Origin of the sequence: Stenotrophomonas sp. Pemsol, from assembly GCF_003586545.1 — a bacterium.
Classification (GTDB): Bacteria; Pseudomonadota; Gammaproteobacteria; order Xanthomonadales; family Xanthomonadaceae; genus Stenotrophomonas; species Stenotrophomonas sepilia.
In genome coordinates, this window is record NZ_CP025780.1 from 3888500 (window position 1) to 3906720 (window position 18221).

Below are 18221 nucleotides of genomic sequence, written 5' to 3' on the forward strand. Positions count from 1 at the left end.
CGCTGATTCCCCGCCTCAGTGCGGATACCAGGCCAACGCCGCCCGGAACTGGCCGGTGGCCTGCCATTCGTGCAGGTGCCAGCGCGCGGCCTCGCCCAGTTCCGGGTCGCACCAGCGCAGGTGCAGGGCGCCATCGGCCCCCGGCGCCAGCTGCAGGCGGTGCAGGCCGAACGAGATACCCTGGCCGTGCGCCTTCAGCATCGCTTCCTTGGCGCACCACACGCGGAAGAACCAGTGTTCGCGGTCGGCCTGGTCCAGGCTTTCCAGCCACGCCACCTCCTCCGGGTGGAAGAAGCGCTGCACGATCTCCAGCAGGCGGGCGCGCGGCCGCAGCAGTTCCAGGTCCACGCCCAGCCGCACGCCTTCGCCCAGCGCCACCAGCAGCACCTCGCCGCTGTGGCTCCAGCCGGTGCCGTAGTGGGCCAATGCGCCGCTCAGCTCCGGCCGGCCCTTGTCATCGCGGACCAGCGGCAGCGTCTCCGGATCGGCCCCGAGGGCCTGCGCCAGCACCTGCCGTGCCTGCGGTTCGCCGCGCTGGCCGGGCACGTGCGGGCGCCGCCAGACCGTCACCGGACCGAAGCGCCACGGGCCATCGAGGGTGGCTGGCAGGCTCATGCGCACGCGCCCGTCACACGATTGCACGACGGGTTCACGGCCCTGCGCGTCAACTGGTCACCGTTCCCCACCGGAGGTTCGATCATGGGCATCATCATCTGGCTGATCGTCGGCGGCATCGTAGGCTGGCTGGCCAGCATCATCATGAAGCGCGATGCCCAGCAGGGCATCATCCTCAACATCGTGGTCGGCATCGTCGGCGCGCTGATTTCCGGCTGGCTGTTCGGCGGCGGCATCAACGAAGCGATCACCATTCGAACCTTCCTGTTCTCGCTGATCGGTGCAGTGATCCTGCTGGCGATCGTCAATCTGTTCACCCGCAAGAGCATACGCTGACACGGCGGTAGCGCCGGCCGCTGGCCGGCGGGCCTTTCAGAACGGGCCCGGCGATGCCGGGCCCCGTTCGTTCAACCGATCTGCACCCACGCCGGCGCATGGTCGCTCGGACGTTCCCAGGTGCGCGGCTCGCGGTCGATGCCCGAAGCCACCGCACCGCTCTTCAGCGCATCGGAGACCAGGGTCAGGTCGATGCGCAGGCCCAGGTTGCGACGGAAGCCGGCGGCGCGGTAATCCCACCAGCTGAAGGTGCCCGCCTCGTCGTTGTGCAGGCGGAAGCCATCGTGCAGGCCCAGCTGCAGCAGCTTGTTGAGCGCGCCGCGCTCGGCGGTGGAGGTCAGGATGTGGTTGTCGTTCCACACCTGCGGGTCGTGCACGTCGCGTGCGTCCGGGGCAATGTTGAAGTCCCCCATCACGATCAGCTTCGGGTGGCGCTGCAGTTCTTCGGCGATCCAGGCATGCACCGCCTCAAGCCAGCGCAACTTGTACTCGTACTTGTCGGTACCGATGTCCTGGCCGTTGACCACGTACAGGTTGATTACCCGCAGGTCGCCGAAGGTACCGGCGATGACGCGCTTCTGCTCGTCCTCGAAGCCGGGAATGCCGATCTGCACGTCCTGTGCAGGCTCACGCGACAGCAGCGCCACGCCGTTGTAGGTCTTCTGGCCGGCGAACACGCTGCGGTAGCCGGCAGCGATCAGCGCCGAATCGGGGAACTTGTGGTCCTCCAGCTTGGTTTCCTGGATACCGACGATGTCCGGGCCGAACTCCTTGAGCCACTGTTCCAGGTGCGGCAGGCGGACATTGAGCGAATTGACGTTCCACGAGGCGATTTTCATGCGGGCATTCTACCCGGGTGGGCTTTGGTAGACGCCAACCTGGGTGGCGCATGGCCGCCCCCGTGCCAACCAAGGTTTGCACCCACCGGTAGTGCCGGCCGCTGGCCGGCAACCCCATGAACCGTCGGCAGGACCCCGCAGTTGCCGGCCAGCGGCCGGCACTACCGCAGCAGCAGCTTCAACAAACCCGCAATCTTCGAATACGGCGGCCGCAGCCGGTCGCTGGCCGCCCAGCGCGACTGCCACAGCACCGGCAGCCGCTTGCTCATCGCATCGAACCCGGCCCGGCCGTGGTACGCGCCCATGCCGCTGGCCCCCACCCCGCCAAACGGCAGGCCATCGGCGGCGAAGTGCAGCAGCGTGTCATTTACCGTCACGCCACCGGCCACCACCTGGCCGAGGATGCGCTCCACCGTGGCCGTGTCATGGCTGAAGGGATACAGCGCCAGCGGCCGTTCGCGGGACAGCACGTCCGCCAGCGCCGCCTCCAGGTCCAGGTAGGCCCGCACGGGCAGGATCGGCCCGAAGATCTCCTCGCGCATCAGGTCCAGGTCGTCCGGCGGGTCCAGCACCACGGTCGGCACCAGCAGGCGCTCGCGGTTGGCGCGCGCAGGATCCACCTGCGCCAGCGGGATCACCGGCACGCCACGTTCGCGCGCCTGCACCAGGTAGCCCTGCAGGCGCTGGTACTGGCCCTCGTTGATGATGCGCGTGTAGTCGTCGGCATTGCTGAAGTCGCCATAGCGTTCGCGCACCTGCTGCTGCAGCGCCTGTACGAACTCGCGCTGGCGGACCGTATCGATCAGCACATAATCCGGCGCGATGCAGGTCTGGCCCGCGTTGAACCACTTGCCGGTGGCCAGCCGCGCGGCGGCTTTTCCCAGCGGAAAATCGCGGCAGACGATGGCCGGCGACTTGCCGCCCAGTTCCAGCGTGACCGGCACCAGATGCTCGGCGGCGGCGGCCATCACCTTGCGGCCAACGGCCGTCGAGCCGGTGAACAGCAGATGGTCCAGCGGCAGCGAGGACACCGCCGCGGCCACATCCGCCCCGCCCTGCACCACCGCCACCCGATCGGGCGGGAACACGCTGGCCAGCAGATCGGCCAGGAACGCACTGGTGCGCGGCGTGTGTTCCGAAGGCTTCAGCAGCACATGGTTGCCCGCAGCGATGGCGGTGGCCAAAGGCACCAATGCCAGCGTGACCGGGTAGTTCCAGGGCGAGATCACCCCGACCACGCCCAGTGGCGTCGGCCGCAGCTGCGCGCGCGCTGGCCACAACTTCCATCCCGCCGATGCCCGCTGCGGCTTCGACCAGCGCCGCAGGTGGCGGCGCAGGTGGTCGATGGCCGACAGCACGCTCATGCCATCGGCCAGTTTCGATTCAACGTGGGCGCGATGGCCGAAGTCCGCGGCGATGGCCTGGGCCATTTCATCCAGCCGCACCTTCAGCGCCTCGCGCAGGCGACGCAGGTCGGCTTCGCGCTGGTCGAGCGTGGGCCGCTGCGACTGCCAGGCGCTGCGCAGGGTGTGGAGAAGGACGGGAAGGTCGGCTGGGGCGGTGGTGGTCATGGGCCGATTGTAGGGTCGAGCCGTGCCCGGCTCGCATGCCAACCTTCACGCCGTGGCACGGGGTCTCATTCGGACACCTCCCGACCGCCTTGCATGCGTTCACCCTCGCATGCAAACCCGTCCATCACTACGTCTTCTGCTGGTCGGTACGTTGTGCCGGGCATGACTGGGGTTCTGGCAACTCAAGCGGAATCTTGATCGGGTATTCGGGGCTGCCGTAGGCGTAACAGGAGGTGGTGACCTGAATGTCATCACAGGGCAGGAAGTGCACGGTGACGCCGCAGACGCTCTGATCGGTGTAATCCGGGACGGGGACGACTTTGCTGTGCGTTCTCTTTTGTGCCTCGATTTGTTGCAGCCAGACGTCGTATTTCGACTCATCTGCAAATCCAGGAAATCCTTTTGAGCCTCCTACCCCGGTTTCCCAATCGACTCGTACCATCATCCCTGGCCGCCACTGATCTGGAACCGTGTAACAGCACCCTCCACCGCCGCCTTGATACGGGCCAATGCTGTCAACGGCCGAACGGCCATCGACACTGAAACGGTTGATCGCCCAATGGGTGTGGTTGACGCCGTAGATCGCACTGGCATCCACAGCGTAAGCAAATAGGAGCAGCGGTGGGCCAGCAAGACATGCCAGCGCCACGCGCTTCAAAACAAACATCATTGAAGCCCCATAATGTATAGCCCTCATACTTTGTCCGAGGGAACGAATGCGCTACTCAGGCGCAAACTCCAGCCGCCAATCACGCAGGAACTCGACCTCCCGCGCGATCATCGCCGCTTCTGCTGCCGGGGCGTCTGAGACGGCTTCACCGGCCATAGGAGTCATCCGAAGCAGCGCGCTCCGGTCATCAATGATGAAGTGGGGTGTAAAGCAGTAGGGAGTATCTCCCATTTGACTGGGTTGCTTCATCAACGTCGCAAACACAGCATTCGTCGGCGCCTTCGGCTTGGCACCTGAGCACCATGGATGCGACGAAAATGTGTCCGGAACGCGCTCCCCATAGCGCTCGAGCTCCTCGACGCTGGACACCTTGCCCAGAGCGACGCGACGTACCCGAGACACATCGCCATCCAATCCTGTTTCGACCAGCCAGCCGGAATTGTCATGCGAGGTGCAACTACAGTCGCAGGTTACTAACGCGGCATCGGGTACGGCGTTGTTCCAGGACAACCAGACTTTCTCCGTCTCGCATGCTTCTTTGATCGCGGGTGATCTTCCCTCTATCTGGACGCGACCTTGTCGATTCTCGGCGATGAGCTTCTTCACTATCCGAGGCTCATTTGGAAGTATCGTGCGCACCTGCGCGTAGTCCAATCCATCTCGGACGCCAGGAACCACGCCGGTGATTACATGTGTTGATGCATTGGCGGCCGGCGCTGCTGCCGCGATAGCCGCTGCAAGAAGAAGGCTGTGCATGATCCATGCCGATTCATGGGCATTCCATTTTACGGAAGACGCTGGCGCAAGAGCCAGTGGCCTTACGCGACATTGATTGTCAGTTCTAGCCGGAAGCCCCGCTCCATGGCGCGGCCAAATACGTCATCTCGTCCCAGGGTTGTAGGAAGATGTGCAAATTCGTACTTCTTTCATGGTCGAGCGGCTTCATCTCCACCAATGTATGCGTCTTCCGTGCCAAGGAGCATTAGGAGATGCGCGGGCTATCCGCAGTTCTAGCTGGCTTGATGCTGATGGCCTTCTCTGCCGGAGCCTCGACCCCGCCTATTGACTACGAGAATGTTGGAATGGTCGGTGTCCAAAGAGTGAAGGGCCAGTGGGTGCGTTACATCGTGCTCAGGGAGGACTCGGCTTGCATCACGGTTCAGATCTTCAAAGCCGCGAACATGGAAGGCCTCGTTCGCCAGAAGACAATCTGTTCGCTTGGGGAGATGCACTTTCACCGTGACTTCGCGTTTGTCGACGTGTGGAGGGTCGACTTTGAGCCAGACCGACTATCACTGGAGATCGAATTCATCAAACTTCGCGGTAGCGGCCATGAAGTGAGACCTTGTTCAATTGAAATCGGAAATAGGTCTATCGGAGATCTGGAATGTTCACTCGAGTATGGAAGCGTGTACTACTGACCACGCCTTGGATTGTTCTTTACGCTGCGTCAACCCTGTCGGGCAGCCCCGCCAAAGCCTCGGAGCGGCACATCGACTACTCAAAAGTCACGAAGGCCGATGGGGCAATTATCCGAGAGCGCTACTTCAGGTATGTCGTAATCGCCGACGATCCATGCCTGACGATTCAGTCCATCAGACGCCGCCATCCAGTCGAGTATCACCGCGAGAAATCCATCTGCTCCGTCGGAGGCGCCCGCTTCGATCACGACTTCGCGTTGGTCGACTTCAAGACATTCGATTTCCACGATGACCGTCTGAATGTGGAAGTCGAATTCATTCCCTCACGAAGGGGACGCAAGGCGGTCAGGTGGTGCTCCATCGCGCTGCAGCCTGATTCGATCGGCGATCTGGCGTGCAATCGATGATGGTGGCGCTGGCAATCGCCGCTCTACTGTCCCTGTCTGCAGCGTCGACTGCACCCCCGCCGCCCCATGCCCATTCCGCACTGGATGCAGAGCGCGAGTATGTCCCGATGGTGGGCGACAGCCTGGCGTCGCTTGTGGGCGAGCTGGACGGTGAGCCCACCTCTGGCGCCACCATCGATTGGGTGCTGGTTGCTTTGGAGGAGCGACTGAACCGCACCTCATGCAGGTCAGCGGAACCTGGCAATACGCAGTCGCAGCCACGTGGCATCACCTGCAACGCACCCGATGCAGAGCGCCTCTTTCCCTACTACGCAGCCTTGCGGCAGGCGAAGACACCAGCAGAGCACGATCGTCGGGGCCGTCGCTTCCTGGACGCCTATGCGACGTTGCTCAGGGATGCACCGGATGTCGCCCTCAGGCGACCAAGCGAGGATGAGGCGGCGGATGGGCTGTTACATGTGCTCTTCCCGTTCAAGGCCTGGGACGAGAAGCTGAACATTCCACGCCATGACGTGTACTTCCCGTTTGTTCCTGTGTGCAACCTCGTTGTCGCTCGCGCTGCGCGCTGCCCGGGAGCCGACCAGCTGCGCAGAGAAATCGGGCAGGCAGGCGATGAGAGTGAACAGCGCTTGTTGTGCATCAAGGAGTTTTCGAGGCGGCAGCTGGCGGAGGAAGGTGAATGCCCGGAAGGGACCACCACGAGCCCCTGATGCCCATCGCATGCTCCCGTCAAGATGACGGCCTCCTGGAGAATGAATTTGTTGAGCTTGATCTTCACTGTGCTTGCAACGCTACCGTCAACAGAGGATGCGAAGTCTGGCAGCGGGAGATGGGTGCACGCTCGCAGCAACATCACACTGCGATACGACGGCGAGGAGAAGGGTCGCTACCGGAACCTGTCGGTGATGAAGCAGGGCGAGCTGGTGCGCCGCATGGCACAGGGAAAGCGGTCGTACTCTCTGTTCGAGTACGACCCCGATCCGGCGACGTCCCCTGATGGCCGGTATGTGCTCGTCTCTGATGTGGAATCCGGAGAGGTTGGCATGCCGGATGGGCGCGGTTCTCTGCATGAAAGGCAGTACTGCGGTTTCATCGACACACGAAGCGGCTGCCTGTTCGCGCGTCAGACCGGGCAATTCTGTGGGGGGCAGTTCAACGACGCTGGAGCCTGGGTATCTCCGGCCCTTCCCGACCTGACCCTTTCTGAGGCGCGCCCTACCGCAGAGGACTATGCATCAGGCCGCCTGAGCCCATCGGATGCACCCGATGGTTCCATCGATAATCTGCTTCGCTGCGACCCGCCAGGTCCAAGCAACAGAGACCACTACAGGAAGCTGATCGATGCGGAGATCTTTGAAGTCACTCCTTCGCAGAGAAAGGCGCTGTACGGCGGGTAGAGGCGACTGTTGATCGACTGCACCAGGCTCTAACGTGCACTGCCTACCGCGATTGGGTCAGAGCCCTTTCGCATGCGAAAGGGTTCCGACCCCGGGCGCGATTTGGGCTGTGGCTTCGGATGCATTTCAACCGCGATTTCGACATTGTGCGCTGCCTTTTCGCGTCTGCGGAGTTTTGTACCGCGCGTTGCGCGGTCGCCGAGCATGGCTCGGCGCTACAGGGTAACGAAAAGGCCGTGGTCTGCACCACGGCCCCTGAAACCCGGTGGGTGCCGACCGTTGGTCGGCACGCCGGTTATTTGGTGATATCCACGTTCTTGGTTTCGCGCAGGAACAGGCCGCCGATCACCACCGACATCAGTGCGATCGCAATCGGGTACCACAGGCCGTAGTACAGGTTGCCGGTACCGGCCACCAGCGCGAACGAGATCGCCGGCAGGAAGCCACCGAACCAGCCGTTGCCGATGTGGTACGGCAGCGACATCGAGGTGTAGCGGATGCGGGTCGGGAACAGTTCGACCAGATAGGCGGCGATCGGGCCGTAGACCATGGTCACGTACAGCACCAGCAGCCACAGCATGAAGATGGTGCCGGCGATGTTGATGCGTGCGCCATCGGCCTTGGCCGGGTAGCCGGCAGAGGTCAGGGCGGTCTTCAGTTCCGCGCCGAACGCATCGGCCTTGGCCTTGCCTTCTTCCTTGGTCAGGCCGGCGGCCTCATACGAGGTGACGCTGGCACTGCCCACGTTCACCATCGCCAGCGAACCGGCGGCGGCGGGCTGCACGTCGTACGGCACACCGGCCTTGGTCAACGCGGCGGTCGCCACGTCGCAGGAGCTGGTGAACTTGCGCAGGCCGACCGGATCGAACTGGAACGAGCAGGTGGCCGGATCGGCGACGACCAGGGCCGGCGAGCTGCTGCGGGCTTCTTCGATGGCCGGGTTGGCGAAGTGGGTCAGGCCCTTGAAGATCGGGATGTAGGTGATGGCCGCCAGCAGGCAGCCGGCCAGGATGATCTTCTTGCGGCCGATGCGGTCGGACAGCCAGCCGAAGAAGATGAAGAACGGCGTGCCCAGTGCCAGCGCTGCGGCGATCAGCAGGTAGGAGGTGGTGGCATCGACCTTCAGCATGCTGCTGAGGAAGAACAGCGCGTAGAACTGTCCGCCGTACCAGACCACGGCCTGGCCAGCCGCTGCACCGAGCAGGACCAGCAACATCAGCTTCAGGTTGCCGCCCTTCAGGCTGTCGCGGAACGGGGTCTTGGAGCCCTTGCCTTCAGCCTTCATCTGCTGGAACAGCGGCGATTCGCTCAGCTGCAGGCGGATCCATACCGAAATGCCCAGCAGCAGGATCGACACCAGGAACGGAATGCGCCAGCCCCAGGCCTCGAAGGCCTCGTTGCCCAGCGTCATGCGGCAGGCCAGGATGATCAGCAGCGACAGGAACAGGCCGAGCGTGGCGGTGCACTGGATGAAGCTGGTGTACAGGCCGCGCTTGTCGTCCGGCGCGTGCTCGGCCACGTAGGTGGCGGCACCGCCGTACTCGCCGCCCATCGCCAGGCCCTGGGCCAGGCGCAGGATGATCAGGATCACCGGTGCGGCGAAACCGATCGAGGCGTAGTTGGGCAGCACGCCGACCAGGAAGGTCGAGATGCCCATGATCAGGATGGTGACCAGGAAGGTGTACTTGCGGCCGATGCGGTCGCCGAGGCTGCCGAAGAAGGCCGCGCCGAACGGACGCACGAAGAAGCCGGCGGCGAACGCCAGCAGGGCGAAGATCATGCCCGTGGTTTCATTGACGCCACTGAAGAACTGCTTGGCGATGATGGCCGCGAGCGAGCCGTACAGGAAGAAGTCATACCACTCGAAGACCGTGCCGAGGCTCGAGGCGAAGATGACCTTCTTGTGGCCCTTGGTCAGGGTGCCCGCTTTATGTGCGGTGCTGGGTGTACTGGACATGGGACGCTTCCCCTCCGAAGCAATCGTTGTTGGTGGGTGCCGACCGTTGGTCGGCACTCAATTCGGTAGATGCCGACCTTGGCCGGCACCCCATCTCGGTAGGTGCCGGCCGCTGGCCGGCACGCTCTTAGAAGCTGTACTTCGTAGTGAACTGCAACCGGGTGATGTCACCCTTGTTGCCGTTCTCCACTTCGCGACGGCCGTACATCAGCTCGGCGCCGATATCGACCTTGGGCAGCGGTGAATAGAAGATGTTGCCGCGGACGCTCTGCACGCTCTTGGTCACCAGCGGGCCGAGGATGCTGTCGTTGTCGTAGTCGCTGCGCGCGTAGATCAGGTTGGTGCGCAGCTTCGGCGAGAACGCATGCCGCCAGCCCACGTAGCCGGCCAGCACGCCGGTCGGGTTGAGCTCATCGCGGGCCACGTCGTAGGCGCTGTCGGCGGTGATGCCCAGGCCGATGTAGCGAGCGATGCCTTCGCCGCCGGTCAGCTGGTAATGCAGCGAATCGCTGTCACCCATCACCCACTTGCCGCCCAGGGTCAGGCCGCCAGCCACCTTGTCGGCCTTCGCGCCGGTGGCCTGGTTGTCGACCTTCAGCTGACGGACGATGCCGCCGACACCGAAGGTGCCCCAGTCGCCCTTCCAGCCATAGCGCAGGGTCAGATCGGGCAGGCTGCCACGGTCGGAGTTGGCGCTGGCGTTGGTCCAGGCGCCGGTGACCGGGTTGCGGGTGCCGGTGAGGGTGGTGGTTTCCGGGTTTTCCAGTGCGACACTGAAGCCGCCCTGGGTGTAGCGCACCTGCGCTTGGCGCACGAAGATCACGCCGTCGGTGGGGCCGACGAAGTCGACCGCTTCGGGCAGTGCGGCCGCGTCCATGAAGTTGGACCAGGTCTGGCCGGCCAGCCAGTTGTTCCAGTACATGTAGGCGTGGCGCAGGGTCACGCCGTAGGTATTGGTGGCAGTCTGGTTGCCCAGCGAGTTGCCGAAGAAGTCCATCTCGAAGAACGCACCGGCCTTGTTGCCCGATTCGCTGACGTTGTCGATGCCCAGGTTGAAGCGCGAGAACTTGGCATGGGCGTTGAAATCGGTGCCCGAGCGCTTGCCGCTGCCGCCGGCGCCTTCCACCGGGGTCTGGCCCGGGAGGTACAGCGAACGGCCGGTGGCGTCGTCGGCCAGCTGGCCATCGCTGGTCTGGGTGGCCAGGAAGTCGGCCTTGATGAAGCCGCCGATCTTGACCGTGGTGCCCGGTGCCGCGCCCGGGGTGATGGTGGTGACCTGGATCGGCTGCTTGCCGGCCGGCACCTGTGCAACCGGCTTCTGCTCGGCCTGCACCGTGCGCACTTCGGTTACCGCCTGCTGGGTCTGGCTGATCTGGGTCTGTTGTTGTTGCTGCGAAGACAGCAGCAGCTGGACCTGGCGTTCCAGTTCGGCAACGCGTGCTTCCAGTGCCTTCTCTTTGGCGGTCTCTGCGAACGCCATGCCCGGTGCGACCAGGGCGACCAGCAGGCAGGCCGCCAAAGGTGTGCGCACGGCTTTCAACGTACGGTGGCTCATGTTGCCCTCTCTCCCAAGTGGCAAGGTGATGCCGCGCGTGGGGCACGGTCGAGCCGAGACTGCGGGGCGATTATGTATAGCGGCTATTCGCCATTGGTCGAACCCGGCCCTGCAGGGCGCTCACTTTCGACCATGGTCTAACCAGGGTGGTGACGCGGCCGGGGGTGGATGGGGCAAACTGAGGGGGATCGGTCGTTGCGATGCTGCGACCGCACATACAAAGTCAACGTGCAAGTGAGGGTGCCATGGCTGATATCTACCCCGTCGATCCGCAGTTCGCCGCCAAGGCACGCATCGACAAGAAGACCTATGAACAGCAGTACCAGGCGTCGGTGACCGACCCGGATGGATTCTGGGGCAAGGCCGCCGAGCGCCTGCAATGGATGCGCAAGCCGACGAAGATCAAGAACGTCAGCTACGACCTGTCCAACTTCCACATCAAGTGGTTCGAGGATGGCGAGCTCAATGCCAGCGTGAACTGCCTGGATCGCCAGCTCGAGACGCGCGGCGACAAGACCGCCCTGCTGTTCGAGCCGGACGGCCCGGATGCACCGGCCCAGCACGTGACCTATCGCGAACTGTATGAGCGCACCTGCCGCCTCGGCAATGCGCTGCGCAACCTTGGGGTCAAGAAAGGCGACCGCGTCACCATCTACCTGCCGATGATCGTCGACGCCGCAGTAGCCATGCTGGCCTGCGCGCGCATCGGTGCGATCCACTCGGTGGTGTTCGGTGGCTTCGCGCCGAACTCGATCGCCGACCGCGTCAGCGACTGCCAGAGCAAGCTGATCATCACCGCCGACGAAGGCTTGCGCGGTGGCCGCAGGATTCCGCTGAAGGCCAACGTCGATGCCGCGCTGAAGCTGCCGGGCACGAACACGGTTGAAACCGTGCTGGTGGTGCGCCACACCGGCGGCGCGGTGGACATGCAGGCCCCGCGCGACCGCTGGTTCCACGATGTGGTGGACAGCCAGCCGTCCACCTGCGAACCGGAACGCATGAACGCGGAAGACCCGCTGTTCATCCTCTACACCTCCGGCTCCACCGGCAAGCCGAAGGGCGTGCTGCACACCACCGGCGGCTATCTGCTGTACGCGGCCTACACCCATGAAGCGGTGTTCGACCTGCGCGAGGACGACATCTACTGGTGCACCGCCGACGTCGGCTGGGTCACCGGCCACAGCTACATCGTGTACGGGCCACTGGCCAACGGTGCGACCTCGCTGATGTTCGAAGGCGTGCCGAACTATCCGGACACCTCGCGCTTCTGGAACGTCATCGACAAGCACAAGGTGAGCATCTTCTACACCGCCCCGACCGCCATCCGTGCGCTGATGCGCGAAGGCGAGGAGCCGGTGAAGAAGACCTCGCGCGCGTCGCTGCGCCTGCTCGGCAGCGTCGGCGAGCCGATCAATCCGGAAGCCTGGCGCTGGTACTACGAAGTGGTCGGCGACAGCCGCTGCCCGATCGTCGATACCTGGTGGCAGACCGAAACCGGCGGCATCCTGATCTCGCCGCTGGCCGGCGCGATGGACCTCAAGCCGGGGTCGGCCACCCTGCCCTTCTTCGGCGTGCAGCCGGCGCTGGTCAATGCCGATGGCGAGATCCAGGACGGCCCGACCGAGGGCAACCTGATCATCCGTGACTCCTGGCCGGGCCAGATGCGCACGGTGTACGGCGACCACCAGCGCTTCATCGATACCTACTTCCGCACCTACCCGGGCAGCTACTTCACCGGTGACGGTTGCCGCCGCGACGAAGACGGCTATTACTGGATCACCGGCCGCGTCGACGACGTGATCAATGTGTCCGGCCATCGCATCGGCACCGCCGAAGTGGAAAGCGCGCTGGTCTCGCATCCGAAGGTGGCCGAAGCGGCGGTCGTGGGCTTCCCGCACGACGTCAAGGGCCAGGGCATCTACGCCTACGTCACCCTGGTGGCCGAAGAGGCCCCGAGCGATGAACTGCACAAGGAGCTGATCGCCTGGGTGCGCAAGGAGATCGGGCCGATCGCCACACCGGACCACCTGCAGTGGGCACCGGGCCTGCCGAAGACCCGCTCGGGCAAGATCATGCGCCGCATCCTGCGCAAGATTGCCGAAAACGCGCCGGACCAGCTCGGCGACACCTCGACCCTGGCCGATCCGTCGGTGGTGGCGTCGCTGGTGGACGAGCGCAAGGTGCGCTGATGCAGAACCCGGGGTCGGATCCCTTTCCACCAGGAAAGGGCTCTGACCCCATCTGGTTTCCCCCACGGTTCCCCCCGACCATGACCACCCTCCTGATTGCCGATGACCACCCGCTGTTCCGCGAAGCCCTGCGTGGAGCCGTGCAGCGGGTCATCCCCGGCGTGCAGCTGTTCGAGGCCGACAGCGTGGAAGCGCTGTACGCGCTGGCCGACCAGCACAACGACGCCGACCTGGTCCTGATGGATCTCAACATGCCCGGTGCGCAGGGCTTCAACGCACTGGTGCACATGCGCTCACTGCACCCCCAGCTGCCAGTGGTGGTGGTGTCCGCGCGCGAAGAAGCCACGGTGATGCGCCGCGCGCTCGACCACGGTGCGCTGGGCTTCATCCCGAAGTCTGCGGATTCGGACACCATCGGCCATGCGCTGGGCACCATCCTCGATGGCGAGACCTGGGCACCGCCGGAAGCGCACAACGTGCCGCCCACCGGCAGCGAAGAACGCGAAGTCGGCCAGCGCCTGCGCGAGCTGACCCCGCAGCAGTTCCGTGTCCTGCAGATGCTCGGCGCTGGCCGCTTGAACAAGCAGATCGCCTACGACCTCAACGTCTCCGAAGCGACGATCAAGGCCCACGTCACCGCCATCCTGCGCAAGCTCGGCGTGACCAACCGCACCCAGGCCGTGCTGATGGCCGGCAAGCTGGCCATCGACGACGACGCCATCGTGCTGCCGCCCGAGGAAGACTGACGGTAGTGCCGGCCGCTGGCCGGCATTCGCCTGGAACGTCTGAAACCGCCCTGGTAGGTGCCAAGCTTGCTTGGCACGCCTTTGCTTGGCCCGTGTTATAGCCATCGCTATACAAACCAGCCCTGCCTGCGCGTTTGTCTGTAAATGCGCCACGCGCGGATCGCAATGCTAAGCTTCGCGTCCCCTTGGGGAGTAGCCGGATTCCTTCGCAGGAATCGTCCACGTCAACATACTCGGCCAGTGCGCCGTGGCGTGGACAACCATGATGGTTGGCGAGACCAGCGGCCCGCGCGCGCAACGTCAGGTTGGGCGCGAGCGCGAGCCGTGCGTCCGTCCTTGCCCGACCTCAGCCGCTGTCCATGTCCCCCATTTCGATCCTCCTGATCGGCTTTGCCATGTCCACCGATGCCTTTGCCGCCGCAATCGGCAAGGGTGCGGCCATGCGCAAGCCGGTGTTTCGCGATGCACTGCGTGCCGGCATCATCTTCGGCGTCATCGAGGCGATCACGCCGATCATCGGCTGGCTGCTCGGCCGCGCCGCGCTGCAGTACGTCGAAGCCTTCGACCACTGGATCGCGTTCGGCCTGCTCGGTGCGCTGGGCATCCACATGATCTACAACGGCCTGCGCCCGGACAGCGCCGAGGATGACGAGGATCCCTCGCAGCACCACGGCTTCTGGAAGCTGGCGCTGACCGGCTTCGCCACCAGCATCGACGCGATGGCGGTGGGTATCGGCCTGGCCTTCATGGACGTGCATATCGGCGTGATGGCCGCGGTCATCGGCCTGTGCACACTGACCATGGTGACCGCCGGCATCATGCTCGGCCGCGTGCTGGGCAGCATGGTCGGCAAGCGTGCGGAGATCATCGGTGGCGTGATCCTGGTGATCATCGGCGCGACCATCCTGTACGAACACCTGCACGGCGTGGGGTAACGCATCGGAAGCGAGCGATTGCGTGGTTGCCGGCCAGCGGCCGGCACTACCTGGCGTCGCATCCACGCATGGCGTGGATCTATTGCGCATCCCGCAGCGCGCCCAGGAAGGCGCGCAGCGAGGCCGGCTTGATCGGCTTGGTCAGCACGCGGTAGCCACGCTCGCGTGCCATCCGCTTCAGCTCGTCACGTCCGTCGGCGGTCAGCAGCGCACCCGGCAGCGGGTAGCCGGCCGCCTCGCGCAGCGCCACCAGCGCATCCAGGCCATCCATGCGATCGTGCAGGTGGTAGTCCACCAGCATCACCTGCGGTCGCTCGGCGATCTTCTCCAGTGCCTGGTCGACGGTGGCGGCGGTGATCACCTGCACCTGCCAGCGGCCGAGCAGTGCGCGCATGCCGTCGAGGATTTCCTCGTCGTTGTCCACGCACAGCACCCGCAGGCCCGCCAGCGAATCGCTGCGCACCGGTGTGGCCACGGCCTGGGTCGCCTTGGCAGGCTCGGTGTAGCCGGGCAAGGGCGCAACCCGCGGCAGGATGATCGAGAACATCGAGCCACTGCCAACGCGGCTGCGTGCATTGAGGCGATGGTCGAGCAGGCGCGAGATGCGCTGGCAGATCGACAGGCCCAGGCCCAACCCCTGCTCGCCCCAGTCGAACGGCTGCTGGTAGCGGTGGAACTCGTCGAAGATCTGCCGCATGTGGTGTTCGGGAATGCCAGGGCCGGTATCCCACACCTGCAGTTCCACCTCGTCGCCGCGCTGGCGCACGGCCAGCACGATGCGCCCCTGGCGTGTGTAGCGCAGCGCATTGGCCAGGAAGTTCTGCAGTACGCGGCGCAGCAGGCGGCGATCGCTGCGTACCCAGGCCGCGCGCGCGAACAGGTCCAGGCGCAGGCCACGGCCTGCGGCGACCGGCGTGTACTGCGCGGCCAGCTCGCGCATCAACGCACTCACATCGAACTCGCCGATCACCGGGTGCAGGCCACCGGCATCCAGCCGCGACACGTCCAGCAGGCCATCAAGCAGTTCTTCGGCAGCGCGCAGCGACGCGTCCACGCGTTCGGCCAGATGCTTCTGTTCGTCGCTCACGTGATCGCTGTCGCGCAGCGCGGACGCAAACAGGCGCGCCGCATTCAACGGCTGCAGCACGTCATGGCTGATCGCCGCCAGGAAACGGGTCTTCGACTGCTGCGCAACCTCGGCCTCATGCGAGCGCTCGGCCACGCGCTGTTCCAGCGTCTCGTTGGCTTCAAGCAGTGCCCTTTCAGCGTGCTTGTAGTCGGTGATGTCGTTGTAGCTGGTCACGTAACCGCCGCCGGGCAGCGCCTGGCCACGCATCTCGATCACCTTGCCGTCGCTGCGGGTGCGCTCGAACACGTGCGGCGAGCCGGCGCGCATGTAACCGATGCGGCGGTTGATCTGCACTTCGATATCGCCCTCGCCCAGCTCGCCGCGCTCGGCGTTGTAGCGGATCAGGTCGGCCACCGGGCGGCCCACGTAGAGCATGCCGTCGGGGTAACCGAACATGTCCTGGTAGCGGCGGTTCCACGCGGTCAGGCGCATGTCCGGATCGACCACGCTGACCCCGGCGCTGATGTTCTCCAGCGTGGTCGACAGGATCTCGCGGTTGAAGCGCAGTTCCTGCCCGGCTTCGTCCAGCACCGCCACCACTTCCCCCAGGTCCATGCCCGAGCCACGCAGCAGGCTGGTCAGCAGCAGGCGCGCCGATGCCGCACCGATCGAGGCGGCCAGCAGGCGCTCGGTGAACTGCACCCACGGCCGGTCAGCCGGTGCCGAGGATTGCAGCTCACGGCCCAGCGACTGCGCCTGCTCGAAGAACGAACGCCGTGCATGGCGTTCGCCGACCACGCGCGAAGCCAGCGCCAGCAGGTCGCCCACATGCACATGCCCGGGCCAGCCACCGGCCACCGACGGGCGCTCGGCATACGGGTCGAGGAACGGTGCCGCACGCAGGCGCTCGTCGACGCCGGGCCGCCAGCGTGCGGAAACCAGCATCATCGTGGCCGCATTCACCAGCAGCGACCAGAACGTGCCGTGGGTCAGCGGGTCCCAGCCGGACATGCCGAACAGCTGCTGCGGACGCAGCCACTCGATGCCGAACGGGCCGTGCTGTACCCAGGCGGCGTCGACCCAGCCGGCCATGGTCATCGCCGGCAGCAGCAGGGTGTACAGCCAGGTGGCAAAGCCCAGCAGCATGCCCACTTCGACGCCGCGCCGGCTGGCACCGCGCCAGTACAGGCCGCCGATCAGGCCGGGCGCGAATTGCGCCACCGCTGCGAACGCCATCAGGCCGTACGAGGCCAGCGTGCTGTCGTTGCTGCTGGTGCGGTAGTAGCTGTAGGCCATCAGCGCCAGCAGCAGGATCGCCAGGCGGCGGATCCACAACACGCGCGAGGCGACGTCAGCGGCTTCCTGGTGGTCACCGCTCCGACGCAGCAGTACCGGCATCACCAGATCATTGCTGACCATGGTCGCCAGCGCGATGGACGAGACGATGACCATGCCGGTGGCCGCCGAGAAGCCGCCCACGTAGGCGATCAGCGCCAGCGCATTGCGGCCTTCGGCCAACGGCAGCGCCAGCACCATCGAGTCGTCGGCGACGCTGCCGCCGGTGCCGAACAGGGTCACGCCGGCGGTGGCGATCGGCAGCACCATGCCCGAGATCAGCACCAGGTAACCGCCGAACATCCAGCGCGCGCGGCGCACGTCGCGCACGTCACCGCACTCGACCACGGCCACGTGGAACTGGCGCGGCAGGCAGATGATGGCGAGGAAACTGAGCAGGGTCTGCGAGATGAAGCCGACCGGCGGCAGGCCGGTGAACAGCGTATGCACCGACTCGACCACCGCGTCGGTGCGGTTGCTCAGCCACAGGTAGGCGAACACGCCCACCGCCAGCATCGCCAGCAGCTTGATCACCGATTCAAAGGCAATCGCCAGCATCATGCCGTGGTGGTGCTCGGTGGCATCGACCTGGCGGGTACCGAACAGGGTGGCGAACAGCGCCATCAGCAATGCCACGTATAGCGCCGGGTCGGTGAAGAACCCGGTCGGGCCGGTGTTGCCGGTCAGCACCTGCAGGCTCATCGCCACCGCTTTGTACTGCAACGCCAGGTACGGAATGATGCCGATCAGCGCGATGATCGCCACCAGCGCCGCCAGCCGCCGCGAGCGACCGAAGCGCGAGGAGATGAAATCGGCGATGGAGACCACGTTCTGGCTGCGTGCGATCAGCGCCAGGCGCTCGATGATGCGCCAGCCGAACAACAGCAGCAGCAGCGGGCCGATGTAGATCGGCAGGTAGCCCACGCCATTGCGCACGGCAGTGCCGACCGCGCCGTAGAAGGTCCACGACGAGCAGTACACCGCCAGCGCCAGGCTGTAGACGACCGGCCGCAGCCACGGCCGGTCGGGGTACATCGGCCGACGGTCGCCCCACCACGCCACGCCGAACAGCAGCGCGGCATAGGCAACCGAGACCAGCAGCAGGACCCAACTGGAGACCACGCGTGTGTTTCCGTCGGAGGAACCCGCAGTGTAGGCCAGGCGCGGCCGGGTGTACGG

At 65.1% G+C, this 18221-nt stretch carries 16 protein-coding genes and 1 riboswitch; of the genes, 8 read left to right on the forward strand and 8 right to left on the reverse strand.

The features are described from left to right. Window positions 1-15 precede the first annotated feature (15 nt). The gene (locus PEM_RS17990; protein ID WP_005420390.1) at window positions 16-615 is read right to left on the reverse strand and encodes a 4'-phosphopantetheinyl transferase superfamily protein; all 600 of its coding nucleotides are present in this window, start codon (window positions 613-615) and stop codon (window positions 16-18) included. An 84-nt stretch (window positions 616-699) separates the two neighbouring features. On the opposite strand from PEM_RS17990, the gene PEM_RS17995 reads away from it, so the two are divergent. After that, a complete protein-coding gene (locus PEM_RS17995; RefSeq protein ID WP_005411656.1) occupies window positions 700-951 on the forward strand; it encodes a GlsB/YeaQ/YmgE family stress response membrane protein in 252 nt (83 codons plus the stop codon). Between the two features lie 71 nt (window positions 952-1022). Here the strand turns inward: PEM_RS17995 and xth are convergent, their stop codons facing one another. From xth to PEM_RS20365, 4 genes are all read right to left on the reverse strand, one after another. After that, window positions 1023-1790, reverse strand: a complete 768-nt coding sequence (xth, locus tag PEM_RS18000) for an exodeoxyribonuclease III (RefSeq protein WP_111174900.1) — start codon at window positions 1788-1790, stop codon at window positions 1023-1025. A 161-nt stretch (window positions 1791-1951) separates the two neighbouring features. Next, a complete protein-coding gene (locus PEM_RS18005; protein ID WP_111174899.1) occupies window positions 1952-3361 on the reverse strand; it encodes a coniferyl aldehyde dehydrogenase in 1410 nt (469 codons plus the stop codon). Between the two features lie 127 nt (window positions 3362-3488). Further along, window positions 3489-4031, reverse strand: coding sequence for a DUF3304 domain-containing protein (locus tag PEM_RS18010; RefSeq protein WP_181453243.1), 543 nt, complete (start codon window positions 4029-4031; stop codon window positions 3489-3491). Between the two features lie 51 nt (window positions 4032-4082). Further along, the gene (locus tag PEM_RS20365; protein ID WP_146256595.1) at window positions 4083-4637 is read right to left on the reverse strand and encodes a hypothetical protein; all 555 of its coding nucleotides are present in this window, start codon (window positions 4635-4637) and stop codon (window positions 4083-4085) included. 416 nt (window positions 4638-5053) lie between these two features. Here PEM_RS20365 and PEM_RS18020 point away from each other — a divergent pair, with 416 nt between their 5' ends. Genes PEM_RS18020 through PEM_RS18030 form a run of 4 tightly spaced genes read left to right on the forward strand, consistent with a single transcriptional unit; the run spans window position 5054 to window position 7256 of the window. After that, window positions 5054-5452, forward strand: coding sequence for a hypothetical protein (locus tag PEM_RS18020; RefSeq protein WP_146256596.1), 399 nt, complete (start codon window positions 5054-5056; stop codon window positions 5450-5452). After that, entirely contained in the window at window positions 5419-5859 is a 441-nt protein-coding gene (locus PEM_RS20370) for a hypothetical protein (protein WP_146256597.1), read from the forward strand. Before PEM_RS18020 ends, PEM_RS20370 begins: the two co-directional genes overlap by 34 nt. Continuing rightward, window positions 5856-6569: a hypothetical protein gene (locus PEM_RS18025; protein WP_146256598.1), complete on the forward strand. Its 714-nt coding sequence runs from the start codon at window positions 5856-5858 to the stop codon at window positions 6567-6569. The genes PEM_RS20370 and PEM_RS18025 overlap by 4 nt, the downstream gene beginning before the upstream one ends. Before the next feature lie 51 nt (window positions 6570-6620). After that, window positions 6621-7256 (forward strand): hypothetical protein, encoded by a 636-nt coding sequence (locus tag PEM_RS18030; RefSeq protein ID WP_146256599.1) that lies wholly within the window; start codon window positions 6621-6623, stop codon window positions 7254-7256. 295 nt (window positions 7257-7551) lie between these two features. On the opposite strand, the gene PEM_RS18035 is transcribed toward PEM_RS18030, so the two are convergent. Together PEM_RS18035 and PEM_RS18040 are read right to left on the reverse strand one after the other, a co-directional pair. Continuing rightward, window positions 7552-9213 carry an MFS transporter gene (locus PEM_RS18035; RefSeq protein WP_005420402.1) on the reverse strand — a complete coding sequence of 554 codons (1662 nt, stop codon included), beginning with the start codon at window positions 9211-9213 and terminating at the stop codon, window positions 7552-7554. 127 nt (window positions 9214-9340) lie between these two features. Beyond that, window positions 9341-10768: a DcaP family trimeric outer membrane transporter gene (locus PEM_RS18040; RefSeq protein ID WP_111174895.1), complete on the reverse strand. Its 1428-nt coding sequence runs from the start codon at window positions 10766-10768 to the stop codon at window positions 9341-9343. A gap of 245 nt (window positions 10769-11013) precedes the next feature. Here PEM_RS18040 and acs point away from each other — a divergent pair, with 245 nt between their 5' ends. From acs to PEM_RS18055, 3 genes are all read left to right on the forward strand, one after another. Further along, window positions 11014-12957: an acetate--CoA ligase gene (acs, locus tag PEM_RS18045; RefSeq protein WP_111174894.1), complete on the forward strand. Its 1944-nt coding sequence runs from the start codon at window positions 11014-11016 to the stop codon at window positions 12955-12957. An 80-nt stretch (window positions 12958-13037) separates the two neighbouring features. Continuing rightward, a complete protein-coding gene (locus PEM_RS18050) occupies window positions 13038-13703 on the forward strand; it encodes a response regulator transcription factor (protein WP_005420420.1) in 666 nt (221 codons plus the stop codon). A gap of 181 nt (window positions 13704-13884) precedes the next feature. Continuing rightward, a riboswitch (yybP-ykoY riboswitch) is annotated at window positions 13885-13974 on the forward strand. An 88-nt stretch (window positions 13975-14062) separates the two neighbouring features. Then, window positions 14063-14638, forward strand: coding sequence for a manganese efflux pump MntP family protein (locus PEM_RS18055; protein ID WP_005420421.1), 576 nt, complete (start codon window positions 14063-14065; stop codon window positions 14636-14638). Between the two features lie 79 nt (window positions 14639-14717). On the opposite strand, the gene PEM_RS18060 is transcribed toward PEM_RS18055, so the two are convergent. After that, window positions 14718-18164 carry a PAS domain-containing hybrid sensor histidine kinase/response regulator gene (locus tag PEM_RS18060; protein ID WP_095378532.1) on the reverse strand — a complete coding sequence of 1149 codons (3447 nt, stop codon included), beginning with the start codon at window positions 18162-18164 and terminating at the stop codon, window positions 14718-14720. Window positions 18165-18221: the final 57 nt, after the last annotated feature.

Bases quoted from the DNA above. Each gene is read 5' to 3' on its own strand.
- PEM_RS18020 (WP_146256596.1), top strand. From the start codon at position 5,054: ATGCTGATGGCCTTCTCTGCCGGAGCCTCGACCCCGCCTATTGACTAC.
- PEM_RS18005 (WP_111174899.1), bottom strand. From the start codon at position 3,361: ATGACCACCACCGCCCCAGCCGACCTTCCCGTCCTTCTCCACACCCTG.
- xth (WP_111174900.1), bottom strand. From the start codon at position 1,790: ATGAAAATCGCCTCGTGGAACGTCAATTCGCTCAATGTCCGCCTGCCG.
- acs (WP_111174894.1), top strand. From the start codon at position 11,014: ATGGCTGATATCTACCCCGTCGATCCGCAGTTCGCCGCCAAGGCACGC.
- PEM_RS18010 (WP_181453243.1), bottom strand. From the start codon at position 4,031: ATGATGTTTGTTTTGAAGCGCGTGGCGCTGGCATGTCTTGCTGGCCCA.
- PEM_RS18040 (WP_111174895.1), bottom strand. From the start codon at position 10,768: ATGAGCCACCGTACGTTGAAAGCCGTGCGCACACCTTTGGCGGCCTGC.
- PEM_RS17990 (WP_005420390.1), bottom strand. From the start codon at position 615: ATGAGCCTGCCAGCCACCCTCGATGGCCCGTGGCGCTTCGGTCCGGTG.
- PEM_RS18035 (WP_005420402.1), bottom strand. From the start codon at position 9,213: ATGTCCAGTACACCCAGCACCGCACATAAAGCGGGCACCCTGACCAAG.
- PEM_RS20370 (WP_146256597.1), top strand. From the start codon at position 5,419: ATGTTCACTCGAGTATGGAAGCGTGTACTACTGACCACGCCTTGGATT.
- PEM_RS18050 (WP_005420420.1), top strand. From the start codon at position 13,038: ATGACCACCCTCCTGATTGCCGATGACCACCCGCTGTTCCGCGAAGCC.
- PEM_RS18055 (WP_005420421.1), top strand. From the start codon at position 14,063: ATGTCCCCCATTTCGATCCTCCTGATCGGCTTTGCCATGTCCACCGAT.
- PEM_RS18025 (WP_146256598.1), top strand. From the start codon at position 5,856: ATGATGGTGGCGCTGGCAATCGCCGCTCTACTGTCCCTGTCTGCAGCG.
- PEM_RS17995 (WP_005411656.1), top strand. From the start codon at position 700: ATGGGCATCATCATCTGGCTGATCGTCGGCGGCATCGTAGGCTGGCTG.